Consider the following 18,241-nt stretch of genomic DNA (forward strand, 5'->3'; position numbering starts at 1 on the left):
CCAATGGCACCTCCCCGCAACCACTACCGCTGCACAGCAGCGATAAATATCGTAAAAACACCCCAGCCATAAATGAATGGCCTAGCTGCTATACGTCCGCGCTACGTTGATTCAACGAACCAGACAAAGGACCCGGCATGCGTCATCAGATACTGAAGCTCGCCCTGGCTGTCTCCCTCTGCGGCCTGCTCGGCCCGGCATTCGCCGCCTCGACCAAAACAGACGCCCATTGGGTCGGTGCCTGGGCGGCCGCATCCGATTCGCCCGGTCCGGTGCTATCGGCGCAGACGGTTAGACAAGTAGTGCGCACCAGCGCAGGTGGCTCGCAGGTGCGCGTGCGGCTCTCCAACCTGTTCGGCACGGGGCCAATCACCATCGGTCCCGTACATGCGGCGCTGCGCACGGAAGGCTCGTCCATCGCGCCCGGCAGCGATCGCCCACTGCGGTTCCATGGCAAGCCCACCGTGACCATCGCCAAGGGCGACACCGTGCTGAGCGATGCGGTGGCGCTGGACGTGAAGCCGTTGCAGGAACTGGCCGTGAGCCTCTACGTGCCAGCCGGCGCCGCGGTGCCTTCGACGATCCACAATGCCGGCCTCGCCACCGCTTACCTCACCGAAAGCGGCGACGCGACTTCGGCCACGCGCTTCCCCGGCGACGAAGTCAGCGGCAACCGTTTTTTCCTGAGCGACGTCGAAGTCGCCGGCCCTGCCCCGCGCCGCGCCATCGTGGCCTTCGGCGATTCCATCACTGACGGTGTAGGTTCCACGCAGGATACCTATCAACGCTGGCCGGACTATCTTGCCGCGCGCTTGCAGGCTGATCCCAAGCTGGCCTCCATCGCGGTGGTCAATTCCGGCATCGGCGGCAACCGCGTCGTGAACGACAACTTCGGACCGAGCGCGCAGGCTCGCTTCGACCGCGATGCGCTGGACAAGGCCGGCGCACACTGGATCGTATTGCTGGAAGGCATCAACGATATCGGCGGCTCGGGCCCTTATGCCGCGGACAAGGATCGGGTCAGCGCGGAGCAGATTATCGATGGCATGAAAGCGCTGATCGTCCGTGCACACGCTAAGGGCCTCAAGATCTACGGCGCTACGCTGACACCTTTTCACGGCGCGGGCTGGCCCTATCACTCCAGCGCCAACGAAGCGAAGCGCCAGGCAGTGAACAAATGGATCCGCGAGTCGGGCGCGTTCGACGGCGTGGTCGATTTTGACAAGGCGGTCCGCGATCCCGCGCGTCCGGAACGCATGCTGCCTGCCTACGACAGTGGAGATCATCTGCACCCGAGCGGCGCGGGCTTTCAGGCCATGGCCAATGCAATCGACCTGAGTTTTTTTGCGGGCAGCCCGTAAGCCACCAGATCGCCGACATCGCGGCGGATCAGGCCGCCGCTTCGGCCCGCGCGAGTTCACGACATAGCGCCGCCGTCGCCTCGTCCACCGGGAAGCAGCACTCCACGTGCAATTCGTCGAGCGTCACATCGCGCGGCGTGCCGAAGGTGGTGATGGTGGAGAAGAACTGCAGCACCTTGTCGTCACGGCGTAGCACCGTGGTCAACAAAGGCGACGGCGCCGTGCCGAGGTCGCGCATGCGCCAGCGCTCCGGCACACCGGGATAGGCGAGTATTTCTTCGAGCAGCTCGCGCGCCTTCGTATCTGACGGCAACGCGGCGACTTCGTTGTGCAGATGGTGGATCAGGCTGCCGGCCACTTCTTCCCAGTTGGCCACGGCCTGACGAAAATCATCCGGATCGAAAATCTGCCGCAACATGTTCTGGTGCGCACTCGGCTTGCCGCGCATAACAAAATCGCCGATGCGCGCCGCCGCCTGGTTCGCCATCAGCACATCCCAGTGGCGGTTAAGCAGAAAGGCGGGATACGGCTCCTGCTGCGCCAGGATGAATTCGATGGCGCGGCGCATCTGCTCCAGCTCCGGCGTAGCCAGCGCGGTCTCCGGGTATTTTGGCGCGAAGCCGGCGGCCACCAGCAGTGCATTGCGTTCGCGCAACGGCATGCCCAGGGCGTCAGCCAGCCGGGCCAGCATGTCGCGACTGGGCTGGGACTTGCCGGTTTCGACGCAACTCAGATGGCGGGCCGAGACGCCGGCTTCCAATGCCAGGTCCAACTGGCTCAGGCGTCGCGATGCGCGCCATTCGCGCAGCAGCGCGCCGAGCGCAGAAGCGGAGGCCATGGCATTCGATACGGGAGCGTGGGCGCGGTTCACGGCGAGAGCATACGGCGGGCCGCTGTCGAAAAACCATGACCTGTGAGATCAAGCCGTCATGACCTGGGACGTCATTGCGGCCATGCCCTCGGGCGCGAATGATCGGCCCCGCTCCCTCGCGCTCATCCCCACTCATTACCCCGCCAACAAGGACATACCATGCAACGCAGACAGTTCCTTGGCATCGCCGCCGGTACCCTGGCCGCCGGTGTGCTCGCCGGCTGCGCTCCCCGCGCCGCGCGCCAGCTGACGGCCGGCGCCGCAACCCGCCCCACCGACGTGGCCACGTTCAATGCAGCTCGCCGCTTCGCCAGCACGCGCTTCGGTGAGATCGCCTACGTAGAGCGCGGCAGCGGCCAGGCCGCACTGTTCCTGCACGGCTTCCCGCTCAACAGCTATCAGTGGCGCGGCGCGCTGGACCGGCTCTCGCCCTACCGCCGTTGCGTGGCGCCGGATTCGCTTGGCCTGGGCTTCACGCGCCCCGCTCCAGGCCAAAGCGTAACGCCGGCCGACCAGGTGGACATGCTGTCCACGCTGCTCGATCAACTGGGCATCGATAGCGTGGATCTGGTTGCCAGTGACAGCGGTGGCGCCGTTGCGCAGCTCTTCATGACACGCCATCCAGCACGCGTGCGCACCGTGCTGCTCACCAACTGCGATGTGGAGCCGGACAGCCCGCCACCTGCGGTACTGCCCGTGCTCGAGGCAGCGCGCCGCGGCCGCTTTGCCGACGAATGGCTGGTGCCCTCGGCGACCGACAAGACCTTCGCCCGCTCGCCCAAAGGCCTGGGCGGTGCGACGTTCACCTATCCCGAGCGGATGGCGGACGACACGTTCGACATGTACCTCGGCCCGCTGGTCGCCACGCCCGAACGCAAGGCGCTCTGCGATGCCTACGCCCTCGGCCTTACGCCCAACCCGCTGGCCGGCGTCGAACCGCTGCTTAAAAAGAGCACCATTCCCACCCGCATCATCTGGGGCACCGGCGACACCATCTTCGCCGCCGCCGATCCAGACTACCTCGACAAAATCCTTCCCGGTTCGCGCGGCGTGCGTCGTATCGAAGGCGCGAAGCTTTTCTTCCCGGAAGAGTTTCCGGATGTGATCGCGGAGGAAGCGAAGCGGCTGTGGGGTGTGGGTTGAACGCCACGATATAGATCCACGTGGGCGGCCGCTGATGGCCGCCCATTTCTTTATGCGATCTATACAGCGGAACACCACGAGCGGCATCGCTTCTTTACGCCCGTCCGCGCAACCATGGCGCCATGAAATCTCCATCTCTCTCGACGATCAGGCATCTCCATCGCGCGTTGTGCTGGACTGGACTGATCGTGGCGGCGATGTTGTTCGATGTCGCCTTGGTCCACTTGAACCAACCGTCACCGGCTAGCAACCCGATGAGTGGACAAGCATCCACCATGGTTCGACACGATGTCGGACAAGACAGCGCCGCTGCCGGTCCGTGGCGTGGACTGGCCGTCGGTTCGATCTATCTTTGCTTCGTTGCCGTAGGAAGGCTTTCACGTCGCAGGCGTTGATCGCCAGGCAAAGAACGCACACCCACAAAAGATGACGGCAAGAAACAGCCTGGTCTGTTTCTTGCCGTCGGCGGAGCTGCCTTACCTGCCGGCAGGGAGGGGCTGGCCAGGTGTGGTCGGCAAGCTCCTTCAATGCCGCCGCGAGGGGTAGCGGCGGCGGTGTACCCCAGGGTTGCGCGCCGGTCAGAGTTTGAAGTTCACCCCTACCGCGTAAGTGCGGCCGTTCTTGTACATACCGATGGGTGCGTACTTCACCTGGTTGTACCAGTAGTACGTGGAGTCGAGCAGGTTGGTGGCGCTGAAGGTCAGGCCCATCCAGTCGTTGACCTGATAGCTGGCGGTGACGTCGAGCTGTTTGTACTGGTCGGAGAACACGTCGGAGTTGAGCCGCCCGACTTGGGTGAAGTACGGCGTGCGCCAGCTGTAGTTGACGCGGAACAGCCACGGCCCTTTCTCGAAATACGGAATCAGGTTGAACGTGTTCTTGGACAGGAACGGCATGTTCAGCCCCGGACTGGTGCTGGCATGGCTGTAGGTGTAGTTGGTCTGCACACCGAAGCCGTAGCCCAAGTCCTGCTGGTACATCAGCGAGATGCCACGCACCTTCGCATTGCTGGCGTTCACCGGCGAGGTGATGCTGTAGGTGTTGGTCTGCCCGGTGGTGGTGTCGAGCATCACGCGATCGGTGGTGGTGTTGACGATGTAGGTGCCGATCTTTCGATAGAACACTTCGGTCGACAGCAGACTGGATGGTGCGAAATACCATTCGCCGGCCAGGTCGAAGTTGGTCGACTGGTAAGGCTTGAGGTTGGGGTTGCCAGCGCTGCCGGTGAAGTTGCCGCCAGTGCCGCTGAGCGATACCGAGCCTGCGAGGTCGGCGTAGCGCGGCCGCGCGATCACCTTCGACACACCGAAGCGCAGCACTTTGGACTCGTCGACGTCGTAGGCGATGTTGAAGCTGGGTAGCGGCTTGTAATAGTGCGTCTTGCCTTCGACCAGTTGGTACGGGCTACCGTCATTGCTCTGGTAGTAGCGCGACTTGTCCATGGTGTCGACATAGCGCACACCGAAGTTGCCGCGCAGGCCGTTCGATTCGAAGTTGAACTGCGCGTAGAGGTCCTTGGTGATTTCCTTGACGCCGAAAGTGCTCGGGTAATCGATGTTGTACGGCCCCTGGGGCTGCGATTTCAGATAGCCCTGGACTGAACCGAGATTGGCGGTCGGCCAGTTGGTGAGATCGCCGCTCGCGTTCAAGCCGTCGAAGAGACCGCTGGGCGTGCCGCCGGGATTGAACTGGCTGAGGCTGATCGCATCGGTGGTGTTGATGCGGTTGCCGCGCGAGTTCTGGCCGTTGTCGTGATTGATGTACTTCACACCCATCTGCACCTGATTGATCGGCCCCCAATCCAGGTCGCGACTGGCGTCGAACTGCGCGTACTTCTCGCGATCCTTGGTCACTGAGTAGTAGATGCCGCCAGCCTGGTATTTGCCGTCGATGCTCGCGCCCGGTGCGGAGCCGGCAGGCGAGGCAGCCAGGCCCCAGTTGCCGGCGCTGCCGTTCTGATAATTGACGGCGGTGTTCCTGCCGTCATAACTGAAGTCATAACCGCCCGACTGCAGCAGGTACTTCATCAGGTACTCGGGGTCCTTGCCGCCGGTGGCGCTGGTGTAACCGACCTGGCTGGTCAGCACCCACTTGTCGCCGTTGTAGTCGTGGCGCAGGTTGATGCTCTTGGTGGTGACGGTCGACTTGCGATAGTTGGCATCAAGCTCGGCATAAGGCTGGCCGGTCGCCGATGAAACCGTGCCCTGGGTGATGTAGCCGTTGTTCTGCGTAAGACTAGTGATCTTACCCAGGTCGCCGCAGCCCGGACAGACATAGCGCGATTCGCTGTAGTTGTTGTACTTGCCCTTGATGTACAGGCCGGTGAGGTTGAATTCGTTCTTGTCGTCCGGCCGCCACTGCAGCGCCGATTGGATGCCGTTGCGCTCGCGGGTCTGCTGGAAATACGCGCTGTTGATGCCCACCGGCACCTTGTCGGTAGCGACATTGCCGCTGCCACTCACGCTGGCCGTACTCGGAATACCCGCGCCGGTGGTATAGCCGAAGAACTCGATGCCGGCGCGCGACAGGTCGGCCTTGTCGTGCGTGATCGAGGTGAGGAAACCGAAATCCCCATCCTTGTTCTTCCAGCTCCACAACACCGAGCCGCGCGGATTGCCGTCTTTGGAGCGGTCGTTGTAGTTGTAGCCAAGCGAGCCGCGCAGCGTGTTGGCCGGCAAGTCGAGCGGCTTGCGCGTGTGGATGATCACGGTGCCGCCGATGCTGCCTTCGTCGATGCGCGCCTCGGGCGATTTATAGACTTCCATCGCACCGATGACCTCGGGCGACAGCAAGGTGTAGTTGAAGGTGCGGCCGCTGGTGTCGGTGGGGTTGCCGCCCCAGTCGCCGGAAGCGATGGTCTGCCCGTTGAGCAGCGCGCGGTTCAATGCCGGATCGGTGCCGTTGATGCTGACCTTCTCACCCTCGCCGAACTGGCGGTCCACCGTGATGCCCGGCAAATGCGCTAACGATTCGGCGGCATTGGTATCCGGGAATTTGCCGATGTCCTCGGCGCTGATCGCATCGACCACGGCATTGGCGTTGCGCTTGATGTCGATCGCCTTGTCCAGGCTGGCGCGATAGCCCGACACGGTGACAGTCGCCAGCGTGCTGGCGCTCTTGTTGTCGGCGGCCTTGCGCGACTTGCCCGTTGTGTCTTTCGCGTCGCCGGAGGCGCCGCCCTGACTATCCGAAACCGAACCCGCGGCCTGCTGTGCGAGTACGCCGCCGGTGAAGGCCACCATGGAGGTGGCAAGCGTCAGTCTGATGATCTTGGCTAAACAGTGATTCATTAACCCACCCTCATGAGCTAAAGGACGGACAGTCGTGGCGTGTGTGGACTTCGCCTGAGCGGCCGGCGACCGAGCGTTTGGATCGATCCATATTTCGAGTGATTTGTTCGGTGACTGCGCGCTAGCGGCGTGATGCCTCCTGGGTTACGGGTTCGGCGGACGGAATGTCCGCGCATAGGTCCAGCGGATGGGCGCAAATACCGGCACCCCGCCCTGGTAGCAGGGCAAACGCGGTGTCCGAATGGGTTGGCGCCTGTCACAAAGGGAGAGCTGGCCCCTCCCCTGTCATCACCAGCAAGTCATTCCGTCACGAATGTTTACTGGCGAATTCATATTTCATACTTGTTTAGATCGAGACAAGTAGCGCTGCAACAGGAATCTTTCCTATCACACGGGCATTGTGAGTTTATCTATGAATTCAATGCTTATTTGTGCACAATTTTTTCTGGCGCAAAAAACCGCAATGGCTACTGCGAAAAAACGGAATGCTCCAGCTCGCAGAGGGCGACTGGGAGCGGGAGTCCTTGGTTCACGCTCATTCGGTAGGGGTGTTTCGACCTGGCCGCTTATGCAGCGGGCATTCCGCCTCGCTGCATAAGCGGCCAGGTCGAGACAACTCAACAATTGTCGCAAACACAAAGAACAACCCTCAGCGCCTCCCGGCGCGAAAATCTTGAACAGACTCTCAGGCGAAGCTCACCACCTCGTCGCGGCTCCCTACCCACTCCACCCGGTTTCGTCCCAACTTCTTGGCGCGGTACAGCGCCGCATCCGCCGCGCTCACCAGCGCGTCGAACTCCAGCCCCGCTGCCCCTGCCACGCCCACGCTGGTGGTGACCGGAATGCTATGCGTGCCGAACTGCGCTGGCGTGGCGGCGACGCAAGCGCGCATATCCTCCGCCACCACGATGGCCTGCGCCGCATCGATTGCGGGCAACACCACCAGGAATTCCTCGCCGCCATAGCGCGCCAGTAACGCACCGTCGGGCAGATGGATGCCGCGCATCAGGCGCACGAAGTGCTGCAGCACCTCGTCGCCCGCCGCGTGTCCCCAGCTATCGTTGATGACTTTGAAGCCATCCAGGTCGAGCAGCAGCACCGAGGATGTCTCGCCACGCACACGACAGGCATCCACGGCACGGCGCCCTTCGTCGATCACCGCCCTACGGTTGGGCAGCCCGGTCATGCCGTCTGTGCGGGCCATGCTGCGCAGGTCCAGCGTCAGCCGCTGCGCCAGCATCAGGGTGAACCCGGTGCTCAACAGGAAAGTGCAGACAATGCCGAACAGATAATTGGCCGAGACCAACTGAGTCGCCAGCAACACCTGCGACTCCGTGCCCGGCGCCAGCATCACCGCCGAGCGCAAAAAGTAGAACGCCATGTCGGCGCAAAAGATGGTGGCGGTGAAGGCACAGGTGTTGCGCAGATCTCGAGGCGAACGCCGCAACAGCACCCAGATCATCCATACATCCCACACCACACTCTTGGCGCCGAATACCAGCGCCTCGAACAGTTGCGCGGGTGGCTCCAGCACAAACACCAGCTGTATCACCAGGAATACGGCCACCAGCAACATTGGCCAGCGCCAGCGCAGCGGGTAGCGCACATGCACCGCGATACCCATCAGCATCAGCGCATTCGACAGCGCAATCAGCCCGCTGCCGACGACGGCTGATAGCAGACTCTGCTTCTCATCCAGCCCCTGCGCCAGGGCCGCCGCGGTCAATACCCAGAAACCCGCCGCCCAGATGGGCAAGGCTGGCATACCGCGCAGGACCATGCCGAGCAGGGTGAAGCTCAGCGAGATGGTGGCGCCGACAGCGAGCCCCATGATGCCGAGCGTGAATAGGTCGAGATGCATTGCTACCCCTGCGTACCGCTTGGGTACCCCCGGTGAGGATGTCGCCATTATTGACTATCGGCCGGCCAGCAGTTGACTGAAATGGCTTTCAGAACCAGTGACGTCGCAGCCGGCCGCGCCACTCGCCTTGACGCCGCCCTCGACGATGCGGCAGGTTCAGCCCTGCTCCGTTCGCCATCAGGGATCGCCTTGCCACTCTCCGCGCCCGGATACTGGCGCCAGCTCCGCGCTGCCCGCCACCTCTTGCTGCTATGGCCGCTCGTCTGGCTGGCTGCCTGCGCCCCAGTGCCCACACGCAATCCGATGGCGCATTGGGTCGAATCACCCAATCACGACATCCGCCGGCCGGTGTTGATCGTGCTGCACTTCACCAACCAGCGTTCGGTGAAGCAGAGCCTGGAAACCCTGCGCACCGCCAACAGCGGCGGCCCGGTCAGCGCGCACTATCTGATCGGCGAAGACGGCGGCATCTATCAACTGGTGGCCGACGAACAGCGCGCCTGGCACGCCGGGCCGGGACACTGGGGCACCATCACCGACGTCAACTCCGCCTCGATCGGCATCGAACTCGACAACCACGGCGACGCACCCTTCGCCGCCGCGCAGATCGACAGCCTATTGCGCCTGCTCGGCGACCTCACTACGCGGCTGCGCATTCCGCGCACGCAGATCATCGGCCACGAAGACCTCGCGCCCGGCCGCAAGGACGATCCCGGCCCGCTGTTCCCGTGGAAGCGCCTTGCCGACGCGGGCTACGGACTGTGGCCGCAAGGTCCGCTGGTCGATCCGCCGCTGGGCTTCGATCCGTGGATGGCGCTCGGGCTGGTGGGCTACCCGCTCGACGACCGCAAGGCGACGGTGCGCTCGTTCCATCACCACTTCCGCGGCATGGATGGCGATGCGCTCGATGCCGACGACATGCGCGTGCTGTACGCGCTGGCCAAGCAGCTAGGCGCCACGCAGGCGCCTTAAATACGGAAGCTCAGCTTTCTCCGCGCGCGCTGGTGATCTCGGCGCCTTCGCGCATCGCCTTGGTCACCGGCGTATTTGCAACGATCTCCAGCAGCCGCTGCCACTGCTCGTCGCTCAACGGCTGATCCGAATGCAGCACGCGATGGATATGGATCTTGCCGTCGTCGTCGCGCGTCAGATTCAGCTCCGCGCGGAACTCGCCAAGATTCCAGCCCTTGCGCTGCGCATACATGCGCAGGGTGATCGCGGTGCAGGCAGCGAGCGAAGCGATATAGAGATCGAACGGCGCCGGCCCCGCACCCTGCCCGCCCAACACTTTCGGCTCGTCCGTATCCAGCGAGAAGTGGCCGGCGCGGATGTGGTGCAGATAGTCGGCGTCGGTGGATACGATGTTGGCGGAGGAAAGGCGTGGCATGACGGTTAGCTCCAGGCTGCAATCACCGCGATCCTATACAAACCCGGTGGTGATCGTCTTACCCGAAAGTGTTCAACCGATCCCCAACCCCTCGATCCCCGTGATCTCGCGCCCGTCGAAGCCCGCCAGATCGGCAAAGTGACGGCCGCGCTCGGCGTAGTCGTGGAACTGGTCGAAGCTGGGCGCGCCGGGAGAAAGCAGGATGCAGCCGCCGTGTGGCGTCAGCTCGCACGCGGCGGTGACCGCGGCGTCCAGTCCGGTTGCTTCGACGATCCGGGTCGGCACCCTGGCTTCACGCAAAGCGGCAGCGATGCGCGGACCGTTGGCGCCGCTGCACACGATGGCGTGCGGCGGCTGCACGGCGGCGACGGCAACGAACTCCGACCAGTCGAGACCGCGATCATGGCCGCCGGCCAACACGGTTACGGCGCGGCCACGCAGACTTTCCAGCGCGGCGAGCGTCGCCTGCGGCGTGGTGCTGATGGAGTCGTTGATCCAGTACCAACCGTCGCGCTCACCCAGCGGTTGCAGGCGATGCGGCAGCGGGCGGAAGTTGGCCAGCGCGGGCGCAGCGGCGATGGCGTCGTGTCCCATCGCCTCCAGCGCGGCGAGCGCGGCGCAGGCATTGAGTGCGTTGTGCTGGCCGGGAACGGATAGCTTCTCCACCTCGAGTATGGGTAGCGCACCACGGCGAATAAAACCGTCCGCCACATGCCAGCCATCAGCCACGCCGAATAGCAGACGGTCCGGATGACCGGATGTCTTATCCAGCAAAGCCGGCTGCAGGGCGTTCACCAGCAGCTTGTGCGAGACATCCGCCAGCTTGAGTTTGTCGGCTACGTAGCGCTCGCGCGAGCCGTGCCAGTCGAGATGTTCTTCGTACAGACTGGTGATGACGCCGAGCGAGAGCGGCCTCGCCTCGCCCGTCTGAAAGCTGGATAGCTCAATCGCCCACAAATCAGCGGACTGGTCCAGCAGCTCAAGCAACGGCATGCCGATATTGCCGGCCAGCGCAGTGCGCACATTGATGGCACGCGCGAGATGGGCGATCAGCGCGGTAGTGGTGCTCTTGCCCTTGGTGCCGGTGACGGCGATTACTTTGGCTTCGGGGTTTTCGCCGAACCACAGCGCAGTACCCGAGGTGATACGAATGCCCGCTTCCTTCGCCGCCAGCAGCGCCGGCTTATACGCGGAGACGCCGGGCGACTTCACCACCACGTCGAACGGCGCCAGCGCGATGGCATCCGGCTCATGGCCGTGCACGCTCAGCGTACCGTCGAAAGCCCGCGCGGCTTCGACTTCCGCTTCACTGCAGAACAGCGTGAGCGGAAGCTCGGGAAAACGCTTGCGCAACGCGGTGATCGCCACGCGACCTTCCCGGCCGAAACCCCAGACCGCAACGCGCTTGCCGGCCAAATCAGCGATGCGCATGTCGGTCCTTGTGCATCAAGCGAAGAACGCCAGCGCCGCCTGCAATCGCGCCGGAATACGATGCTCGGCGGACGGTACCAGCCACGGCTCCAGCGCCAGCTCGGCGACACTGAGCTGCGGCAGGATTTCGCTGCGGAAGCGCGCGACCAGCGCGTCTTCCTGCCATTCCGGACGCTGGCTCAGCGCGTACATGGCAGCACGTGCTTCGGCACCCTCGCCCACGCATTCGAACGGCTTGTGGTCCTGATATTCCAGTAGCGCGTCGAAGCCGGCGGCCTGGCTGTCATCGTCCAGCAGATTGCGGCCGAAGATCTGCAGCAGGCGCGGCTTGGGAAGAAACGGCGCCAGCGCGAGGAACACGAAATGGCATTTCGGGCACTGCCCGCACCAGCGGTCCGCCGGCTTGGGGCCGAGAATCCTGAAATTGCGATTGCAGCTGGAGAACGCATCGAAATAGGGCGTGAGCTTGGCGAAAGTACGGGTGATCGCAAGCTCCGAGTACGGGCGCAGCAGCGAGCAATAGTCGAGATCCGCCGCCACTTGCGCATGCAGCCAGTCGCCCAGCGACTGCTCGAAGGCGTAGCCCTTGCTCCACTGGTGGTTCACCAGCTGACCTTCGTATTCCAGCGTGGCCGCCGATGCGGAGCGCTCGTTGGCGAAAGCGATGCTGTCATAGCCATAGAGAATGGCCGCCACCGCGAGGATCGCCGAGTTCACTGCCGTAACCGGGATATGCCCGTTCCACGCGCCGAGACGATTGAGGTCAAACAGTTGCGGCGCGAGTTCGCGCTGCATGTTGAGCGTCGGCAGACCGGTGCGCTCGGCGCAGGCGGCGATCAGCTCGGAGTTGCCCACCCATACCGCAGTGGCTTCGCCGCCGATGGACTTGATCGCCTCCACTGCCACCAGCGAGTCCTTGCCGCCGCCGATCGGCACCAAAGTGCGCTTGGGCAGATTCAGGACGGGCGCCTGCGGCTGCGCCACGCCGCCACGAGGGAAGGCGATCCGGCCGCGCAGATCAAGGCCGTTGCGATAAGCGAACTCGGCCAGGCCGTGCAGGTACAGCGCGTCGAGCAGGTCGGCCGTTGCATCGTCCAGCGGGCCGTCGGCCAGCTCGATCTTTGGCGGCACACCCGCCTTGTAGTAGCTGACGCCGGCAATCAGATGCAGCAGCTTCAGAGCGCGTTCGAAAGCCGTCTTATGTGACGCAGGCAGCGCCGGCGCGTGCGGGAAGCGCACCCGCTCGATCAGTTCCTCGCCATGGTCGAACGCATAGACGAGCTCGGCTACGCCATCGGCATAGCTGCAGCGCACGAAGCGGAATACCTGGGTCAGGCGGGGTTGAATGGTGGTGGTCACTCGGTCACTCCGTCTCGTCACCCTATTCCACATACATGGAAGCAGGGAGCCAAAATCTTGTCTTATCGCAGCCCCCTCTCCCCTCCGGGGAGAGGGTTGGGGTGAGGGGCCGGGTTGGCTAAAGCCTCCACGATCACCTCAAGCACGCCGTCTATGTTCGTCAGTACATCATTGTTCCAGAAACGCAGCACGCGGTAGCCCATCGTCTGCAATTCGCAGCTCCGGCGCTCGTCGTAGGCAACTTTGTCGGCATGCTGTCCACCGTCCAGTTCTACGATCAGCATCGCGTCGCTACACACGAAATCGGCTATGTAGCCGCCAATTTCGTGTTGCCGTCGGAATTTCCAACCCATCAAATGTCGGCTGCGAAGGCGATACCACAGTGCCTGCTCGGCATCTGTCGACGTTCTACGCAACACCCGGGCGCGGTCTACATTCAAGCGCTTCATCCTTGAAGCTTCTCCGTTGCCGCTCTATCTCAAGAGTGTCCCCTCACCCCAGCCCTCTCCCCAGAGGGGAGAGGGAGAAGTGTGGGGCCATTGATTACTCAATGATGATCTCTTCCGCTTCGTCACGCATGTTGTATGGCGACGACATCACCTTGCCGTAGGCACCAGCCTGGGCGATCAGCATCACATCGCCTTCCTCCGGCTCGGGCAGGCGGCGGTCGGTACCAAGCACGTCGCCGCTTTCGCAGATCGGACCCACCACCTGGAACAGACCGGTGGCCGGCTCGTCGAGGCGGGTGAGGTTGACGATCTCATGCCAGGCTTCGTACAGCGCGGGGCGGATCAGGCTGTTCATGCCGGTGTCCACACCGAGATAGCGCCACGAACCTTTGCCCTTCTGCTGGGTAACGCGGGTCAGCAGCACACCGGCATCAGCCACCAGATAGCGTCCCGGCTCCATCCACAGCTGGTAATGCGGATAGGCCGCCTTGACCCCGCGCAACACGCGATCGAGTGCCGCGATATCCAGTCGCGCCTCGCCTGGATGCGAGGGCACGCCGAGGCCACCACCGATATCCAGGAAGGCCACGCTGCCGATGCGCTCGGCCAGGCTCGCCAGCTGTCCGTAGACCTCGCCCCAATGGCTCTCGTCGAGGATGCCCGAGCCCAGATGGGCATGCAGGCCGCGCACGATTACGCCGTGCGTATCGGCAAGGCGCAGGAAGGTATCGATCAACTCGACCGGCAAGCCGAACTTGCTGCCGCTACCGCCGGTACGCACCTTCTCGTGATGCCCCAGGCCGCGACCAAGATCTACACGCAGCACGATTTCTCGGCCACGGAACAACTCGCCCCAGCTTTCCAGCTGATACAGCGCATCCAGCGAGATGGTGGCGCGCGTGGTCAGTGCCCACTCGTAGTCTTTGCGCGGCGCGAAGTTGGGTGTGAACAGCAGCGGCACGGATTCGGGCACGGCCGCCATCACCGCTTTCATCTCGCCCGGCGACACGCACTCAAAACCGAAACCTTCCTCAGCCAGCGCCTTGAGGATGGCTGGATGCGTATTGGCCTTGACCGCGTAATGCAGGCGATCGACCGCTGCGAGCGTTTTCAGCTCACGCGCCTGCTGCCGCACGGTGGGCAGGTGATAGACATAACGCGGCGTGGCTTTTGCGCCGAACTCGAGCAGGCGCTGGCGTTCCGTGGTGCGCCACCACGAAGCCGCCGGCACCGGCACTTCGCCGCTGCCGTAAATCGCCTGCCAGCTCGGGCCGAACAAGGCGCTGTCGTCGGTACGCAAGGCACCCGCCGCAATCAGCAGTTCGTGCAGATGCGGCAGCAGATCGTCCACCACGTTCTCATCCACCACGAAGGTGAGATTGAGGTTGTTGGACGACTGCGAAATCATGTGCACGCGCAACTGACCGAACTCGGCCAGCACACCGGACAGCGTGTGCAGCATCGAGCGCATACCGCGGCCGACCAGCGTGATCGCCGCGCACGGCGCAATCACCTTCACCCGGCAGACCTTAGCCAGATCGCTAGCCAGCGCCGCGATGGCATCGGAGTCGAGCAGATTCTCGGTGGGGTCCAGCGACACCGTGACGTTGGTTTCGGCCGAACCGATCAAATCCACCGACAAACCATGCTGCTTGAACTGCGCAAACACGTCGGCAAGAAAGCCGACCTGCTGCCACATGCCCACCGACTCCATCGACACCAGGGTGAGCCCTTTGCGTGCGCTGATCGCCTTCACGCTCGGTGCGTGCTCGCGAACCTCGGGGCCGATCACGGTGCCTTCCAGCTCCGGCCGGTTGGTGTCCTTGATCAGCATCGGCACGCGCGGCTCACGCAGCGGCGACAGGCAGCGCGGATGCAATACCTTCGCGCCGGTGGAGGCGATTTCCTGAGCTTCTTCGTAGTCGAGACGCTGCAGCAGACGTGCACCCGGCACCTGGCGCGGGTTGGCGGTGAACATGCCAGCCACGTCGGTCCAGATTTCCACGCGCTGCGCTTTCAACAAGGCGCCAAAATACGAAGCCGAGGTATCCGAACCGCCACGGCCGAGCAGCACCGTGCGGCCCTGCGATTCGCGCGCGATAAAACCCTGGGTGATAAACACATCGCCCTGCTCCGCGAGACGCGCATTCAACGCCGGATCCGGTTTCGCCTCCACCATCGCCGACAGCAGCTTGGTGCGCTCGTTCTGATTTGGCAGCGCCACGGCAGCAAGACACTCACGCGCATCCACCCACTGCGTGGGCAAACCGCTATGACTGAGAAACGCCGCGCCCAGCGCGCTGGACATCAACTCACCATGCGCCTGCACCAGCGCCGCCCAGGCCAACTCACCCAGCACCGCGGGGCCTTCATCGGCCAGCTTCGCCAGATCGGTCAGGCGGGTTGCGAGCGTGTCCGGAACCGCCAGCTGCATGTGATCGAGCAAGTCGTAATGACGCTGCGCGATCGCCTTGGCAGCCTCGACCCGTTTGCCTTTGTCTTCCTGCGCGCACATATGTTTGAGTGCGTCGGTGATGCCAGTGAGCGCGGACACGACCACCAGCACGCGAGCGCCTTCGGCGCGGCGGCTGGCAACGAGCTCACGGATGTTCTGCCAGCGCGGCAGGGTAGCGACACTGGTGCCGCCAAACTTCATCACGATCCAGGATGCGTCGACAGGAAGCGACGCCGGGCTTTGCGGGTTCACGGTTACCTTCAGTTGCGTTGGTTGCGGGGAAACAATCCAGTCAGTGTTGCGCCGCAGCAGCTGGATTGCAATGGGATAGGGTTTGGACGGCCAAACGGGGGCGTATGCTCAACGGGAAATCCCGAGATTTCAAAGCTGAGCTCTTGATCCTGGCTCTTGATCTCCCGGGTCCCCTGTGAAGCGGTGAGGGTTGGACGATCAGGCCCGCAGGGGAACCGGCATGAATGCCGGTTCCTTTTCGACAGGACATGGATGTCCTGTCGAAAAGCCCGGCCAACCCTCACGGACCCGCAGGCGAAGCCGGAGGGCGCGTAAGAGGGGTGCCTTTCTCTTTGGTTACTTTCTCTTGGGCAAGCAAGAGAAAGTGACCCGGCCTCCGGCAGGAGGACGGAAGCCCGCGGCAGGCGAGTCCAGGCACGCAGACGCGACAACCGAGCAACGAGACACTGGATGACCAGCTTCGCTGTTGAAGAGCTCCTCCGGCCTACGCCGGAATGACGAGCTAGGTATAGCAACGTCGAGCCGAGCACCCACCCCTCACCCCAACCCTCTCCCCGGAGGGGAGAGGGAGTAAGGAGCGTCAGGCTACGACTACTGGAATCTTGCCAATGCGAGCCTGCCACTCCTTCGGCCCCGTCTGATGCACCGACGTCCCCGCCGAATCCACCGCGACGGTCACCGGCATATCCTGCACTTCAAACTCGTAAATCGCTTCCATACCCAGATCGGCGAAGCCCACCACGCGCGAAGCCTTGATCGCCTTCGACACAAGATAGGCAGCACCACCCACAGCCATCAGATACACCGACTGGTGCTTCTTGATCGCCTCGATCGCCGCCGGCCCACGCTCCGCCTTGCCGACCATGCCGAGCAACCCGGTCTGCGCCAGCACCTGCTCCGTGAACTTGTCCATGCGCGTCGCCGTGGTCGGACCAGCAGGACCCACCACCTCATCGCGCACCGGATCAACCGGGCCAACGTAGTAAATGAAGCGGCCCTTGAAATCGACCGGCAGCGGCTCGCCCTTGTTGAGCATCTCGACCATGCGCTTGTGCGCGGCATCGCGACCGGTGAGCAGCTTGCCGTTGAGCAGCAGCACTTCGCCCGGCTTCCAACTGGCCACTTCTTCCTTGGTCACCTTATCGAGATTCACCCGACGGCCCTTGGACGAGTCATAGGTAAGCTTCGGCCAGTCTTCCAGCGACGGCGGATCGAGCATCACCGGGCCGGAACCATCGAGGGTGAAATGCGCATGGCGCGTGGCGGCGCAATTCGGGATCAACGCCACCGGCAGGTTGGCGGCGTGGGTCGGGTAATCCTTCACCTTGATGTCGAGCACGGTGGTGAGGCCACCCAAACCCTGCGCACCGATGCCCAGCGCGTTGACCTTTTCGTACAGCTCGACGCGCAATTCCTCGGCACGATTCTTCGGGCCGCGCGCGATCAGCTCCTGGATATCGATCGGCTCCATCAGCGCTTCCTTCGCCAGCAGCATCGCCTTCTCAGCGGTACCGCCGATGCCAATGCCGAGCATGCCCGGCGGGCACCAGCCGGCGCCCATGGTCGGCACGGTCTTGAGCACCCAGTCCACGATGGAATCGGACGGGTTGAGCATCACGAACTTGGATTTGGCTTCGGAGCCGCCGCCCTTCGCCGCCACGATCACGTCGACGGTATCGCCCGGCACGATCGAGACATTGATCACCGCCGGTGTGTTGTCCTTGGTGTTGGTGCGCTTGCCGGCCGGGTCGGCCAGCACGCTGGCGCGCAGCTTGTTGTCCGGATCGTTGTAGGCGCGGCGCACGCCCTCGTTGACCATGTCCTCCAGCGACAGCGTCGCATCCCAGCGCACATTCATGCCGACCTTGAGGAAGACGGTGACGATGCCGGTGTCCTGGCACAGCGGACGATGGCCTTCGGCGGCCATGCGCGAATTGATCAGGATCTGCGCCATCGCGTCTTTCGCGGCCGGCGACTCTTCGCGCTCATAAGCCTTGGCGAGATTGGTGATGTAGTCGACCGGGTGGTAGTAGCTGATGTACTGCAGGGCGTCAGCGACGGACTGGATCAGATCGTCTTGCTTGATGATGGTCATTGGCGGCGGCTTGGACTGGGAGAGGGGCACGCCGCGGAGAAGCTGTTCGCGGCGCATAACTTGTCTATTGTGCCGCAAGCCGGGCAGGCCTCAAAAAGCCAGGACCTTCGGATGGCTATCGAAAGGGGCCAGAAATGGCGTCATACCGCCATTTCTCGCGGCCGCAAGAACTTGCACGCGTTCCGCGCTAGCGTTGCCGGACCGCGGGGCTGTTCTTCAGGGGGAGCCGCCTCTCGGGTGGGGAAATATTAGAGATCACACGGTTTGTCGACTCGCTTTACGGCCTG

General features: G+C 63.4%; 12 protein-coding genes. 3 read left to right on the top strand and 9 right to left on the bottom strand.

Annotated features, from left to right (window positions below; translation table 11 throughout):
- The first annotated feature begins 137 nt into the window (after nucleotides 1–137).
- Nucleotides 138–1,361: an SGNH/GDSL hydrolase family protein gene (locus BM338_RS01280; RefSeq protein WP_090448976.1), complete on the top strand. Its 1,224-nt coding sequence runs from the start codon at nucleotides 138–140 to the stop codon at nucleotides 1,359–1,361.
- A 28-nt stretch (nucleotides 1,362–1,389) separates the two neighbouring features.
- Here BM338_RS01280 and BM338_RS01285 read toward each other — a convergent pair whose 3' ends face one another.
- The gene (locus BM338_RS01285; protein ID WP_090448977.1) at nucleotides 1,390–2,199 is read right to left on the bottom strand and encodes a helix-turn-helix domain-containing protein; all 810 of its coding nucleotides are present in this window, start codon (nucleotides 2,197–2,199) and stop codon (nucleotides 1,390–1,392) included.
- A gap of 192 nt (nucleotides 2,200–2,391) precedes the next feature.
- On the opposite strand from BM338_RS01285, the gene BM338_RS01290 reads away from it, so the two are divergent.
- Nucleotides 2,392–3,375: an alpha/beta fold hydrolase gene (locus tag BM338_RS01290; protein ID WP_090448978.1), complete on the top strand. Its 984-nt coding sequence runs from the start codon at nucleotides 2,392–2,394 to the stop codon at nucleotides 3,373–3,375.
- A gap of 578 nt (nucleotides 3,376–3,953) precedes the next feature.
- On the opposite strand, the gene BM338_RS01295 is transcribed toward BM338_RS01290, so the two are convergent.
- Both BM338_RS01295 and BM338_RS01300 read right to left on the bottom strand, forming a co-directional pair.
- Nucleotides 3,954–6,665 carry a TonB-dependent receptor gene (locus BM338_RS01295; RefSeq protein ID WP_255367151.1) on the bottom strand — a complete coding sequence of 904 codons (2,712 nt, stop codon included), beginning with the start codon at nucleotides 6,663–6,665 and terminating at the stop codon, nucleotides 3,954–3,956.
- A gap of 685 nt (nucleotides 6,666–7,350) precedes the next feature.
- Nucleotides 7,351–8,526 (bottom strand): GGDEF domain-containing protein, encoded by a 1,176-nt coding sequence (locus BM338_RS01300; RefSeq protein WP_090448979.1) that lies wholly within the window; start codon nucleotides 8,524–8,526, stop codon nucleotides 7,351–7,353.
- A 243-nt stretch (nucleotides 8,527–8,769) separates the two neighbouring features.
- Between BM338_RS01300 and BM338_RS01305 the strand changes: the two genes are divergently transcribed.
- The gene (locus BM338_RS01305) at nucleotides 8,770–9,498 is read left to right on the top strand and encodes an N-acetylmuramoyl-L-alanine amidase (RefSeq protein WP_255367209.1); all 729 of its coding nucleotides are present in this window, start codon (nucleotides 8,770–8,772) and stop codon (nucleotides 9,496–9,498) included.
- Nucleotides 9,499–9,508: 10 nt separating this feature from the next.
- Here BM338_RS01305 and BM338_RS01310 read toward each other — a convergent pair whose 3' ends face one another.
- The 6 genes from BM338_RS01310 to BM338_RS01335 all read right to left on the bottom strand — a co-directional run bounded on the left by BM338_RS01310 (nucleotide 9,509) and on the right by BM338_RS01335 (nucleotide 17,954).
- Complete coding sequence (locus BM338_RS01310; RefSeq protein WP_090448981.1) at nucleotides 9,509–9,913, bottom strand: OsmC family protein; 405 nt, start codon at nucleotides 9,911–9,913, stop codon at nucleotides 9,509–9,511.
- 72 nt (nucleotides 9,914–9,985) lie between these two features.
- Entirely contained in the window at nucleotides 9,986–11,344 is a 1,359-nt protein-coding gene (gene murD / locus BM338_RS01315) for a UDP-N-acetylmuramoyl-L-alanine--D-glutamate ligase (RefSeq protein ID WP_090448982.1), read from the bottom strand.
- Nucleotides 11,345–11,359: 15 nt separating this feature from the next.
- Nucleotides 11,360–12,703: a UDP-N-acetyl-alpha-D-muramoyl-L-alanyl-L-glutamate epimerase gene (gene murL / locus BM338_RS01320; protein ID WP_090448983.1), complete on the bottom strand. Its 1,344-nt coding sequence runs from the start codon at nucleotides 12,701–12,703 to the stop codon at nucleotides 11,360–11,362.
- Nucleotides 12,704–12,765: 62 nt separating this feature from the next.
- Complete coding sequence (locus tag BM338_RS01325) at nucleotides 12,766–13,152, bottom strand: endonuclease domain-containing protein (RefSeq protein WP_090448984.1); 387 nt, start codon at nucleotides 13,150–13,152, stop codon at nucleotides 12,766–12,768.
- A gap of 94 nt (nucleotides 13,153–13,246) precedes the next feature.
- Nucleotides 13,247–15,859: a bifunctional aspartate kinase/diaminopimelate decarboxylase gene (locus BM338_RS01330; protein WP_255367152.1), complete on the bottom strand. Its 2,613-nt coding sequence runs from the start codon at nucleotides 15,857–15,859 to the stop codon at nucleotides 13,247–13,249.
- A 580-nt stretch (nucleotides 15,860–16,439) separates the two neighbouring features.
- Complete coding sequence (locus tag BM338_RS01335) at nucleotides 16,440–17,954, bottom strand: fumarate hydratase (protein ID WP_090450045.1); 1,515 nt, start codon at nucleotides 17,952–17,954, stop codon at nucleotides 16,440–16,442.
- Nucleotides 17,955–18,241 lie beyond the last annotated feature (287 nt).

The sequence above is a fragment of the Dyella sp. OK004 genome (assembly GCF_900114495.1).
In the GTDB taxonomy this organism is placed as follows: domain Bacteria; phylum Pseudomonadota; class Gammaproteobacteria; order Xanthomonadales; family Rhodanobacteraceae; genus Dyella_D.

Coding starts and splice junctions, on each gene's coding strand:
- murD (WP_090448982.1), bottom strand. CDS start 11,344: ATGCGCATCGCTGATTTGGCCGGCAAGCGCGTTGCGGTCTGGGGTTTC.
- BM338_RS01335 (WP_090450045.1), bottom strand. CDS start 17,954: ATGACCATCATCAAGCAAGACGATCTGATCCAGTCCGTCGCTGACGCC.
- BM338_RS01325 (WP_090448984.1), bottom strand. CDS start 13,152: ATGAAGCGCTTGAATGTAGACCGCGCCCGGGTGTTGCGTAGAACGTCG.
- BM338_RS01310 (WP_090448981.1), bottom strand. CDS start 9,913: ATGCCACGCCTTTCCTCCGCCAACATCGTATCCACCGACGCCGACTAT.
- BM338_RS01300 (WP_090448979.1), bottom strand. CDS start 8,526: ATGCATCTCGACCTATTCACGCTCGGCATCATGGGGCTCGCTGTCGGC.
- BM338_RS01285 (WP_090448977.1), bottom strand. CDS start 2,199: ATGGCCTCCGCTTCTGCGCTCGGCGCGCTGCTGCGCGAATGGCGCGCA.
- BM338_RS01280 (WP_090448976.1), top strand. CDS start 138: ATGCGTCATCAGATACTGAAGCTCGCCCTGGCTGTCTCCCTCTGCGGC.
- BM338_RS01290 (WP_090448978.1), top strand. CDS start 2,392: ATGCAACGCAGACAGTTCCTTGGCATCGCCGCCGGTACCCTGGCCGCC.
- BM338_RS01295 (WP_255367151.1), bottom strand. CDS start 6,665: ATGAATCACTGTTTAGCCAAGATCATCAGACTGACGCTTGCCACCTCC.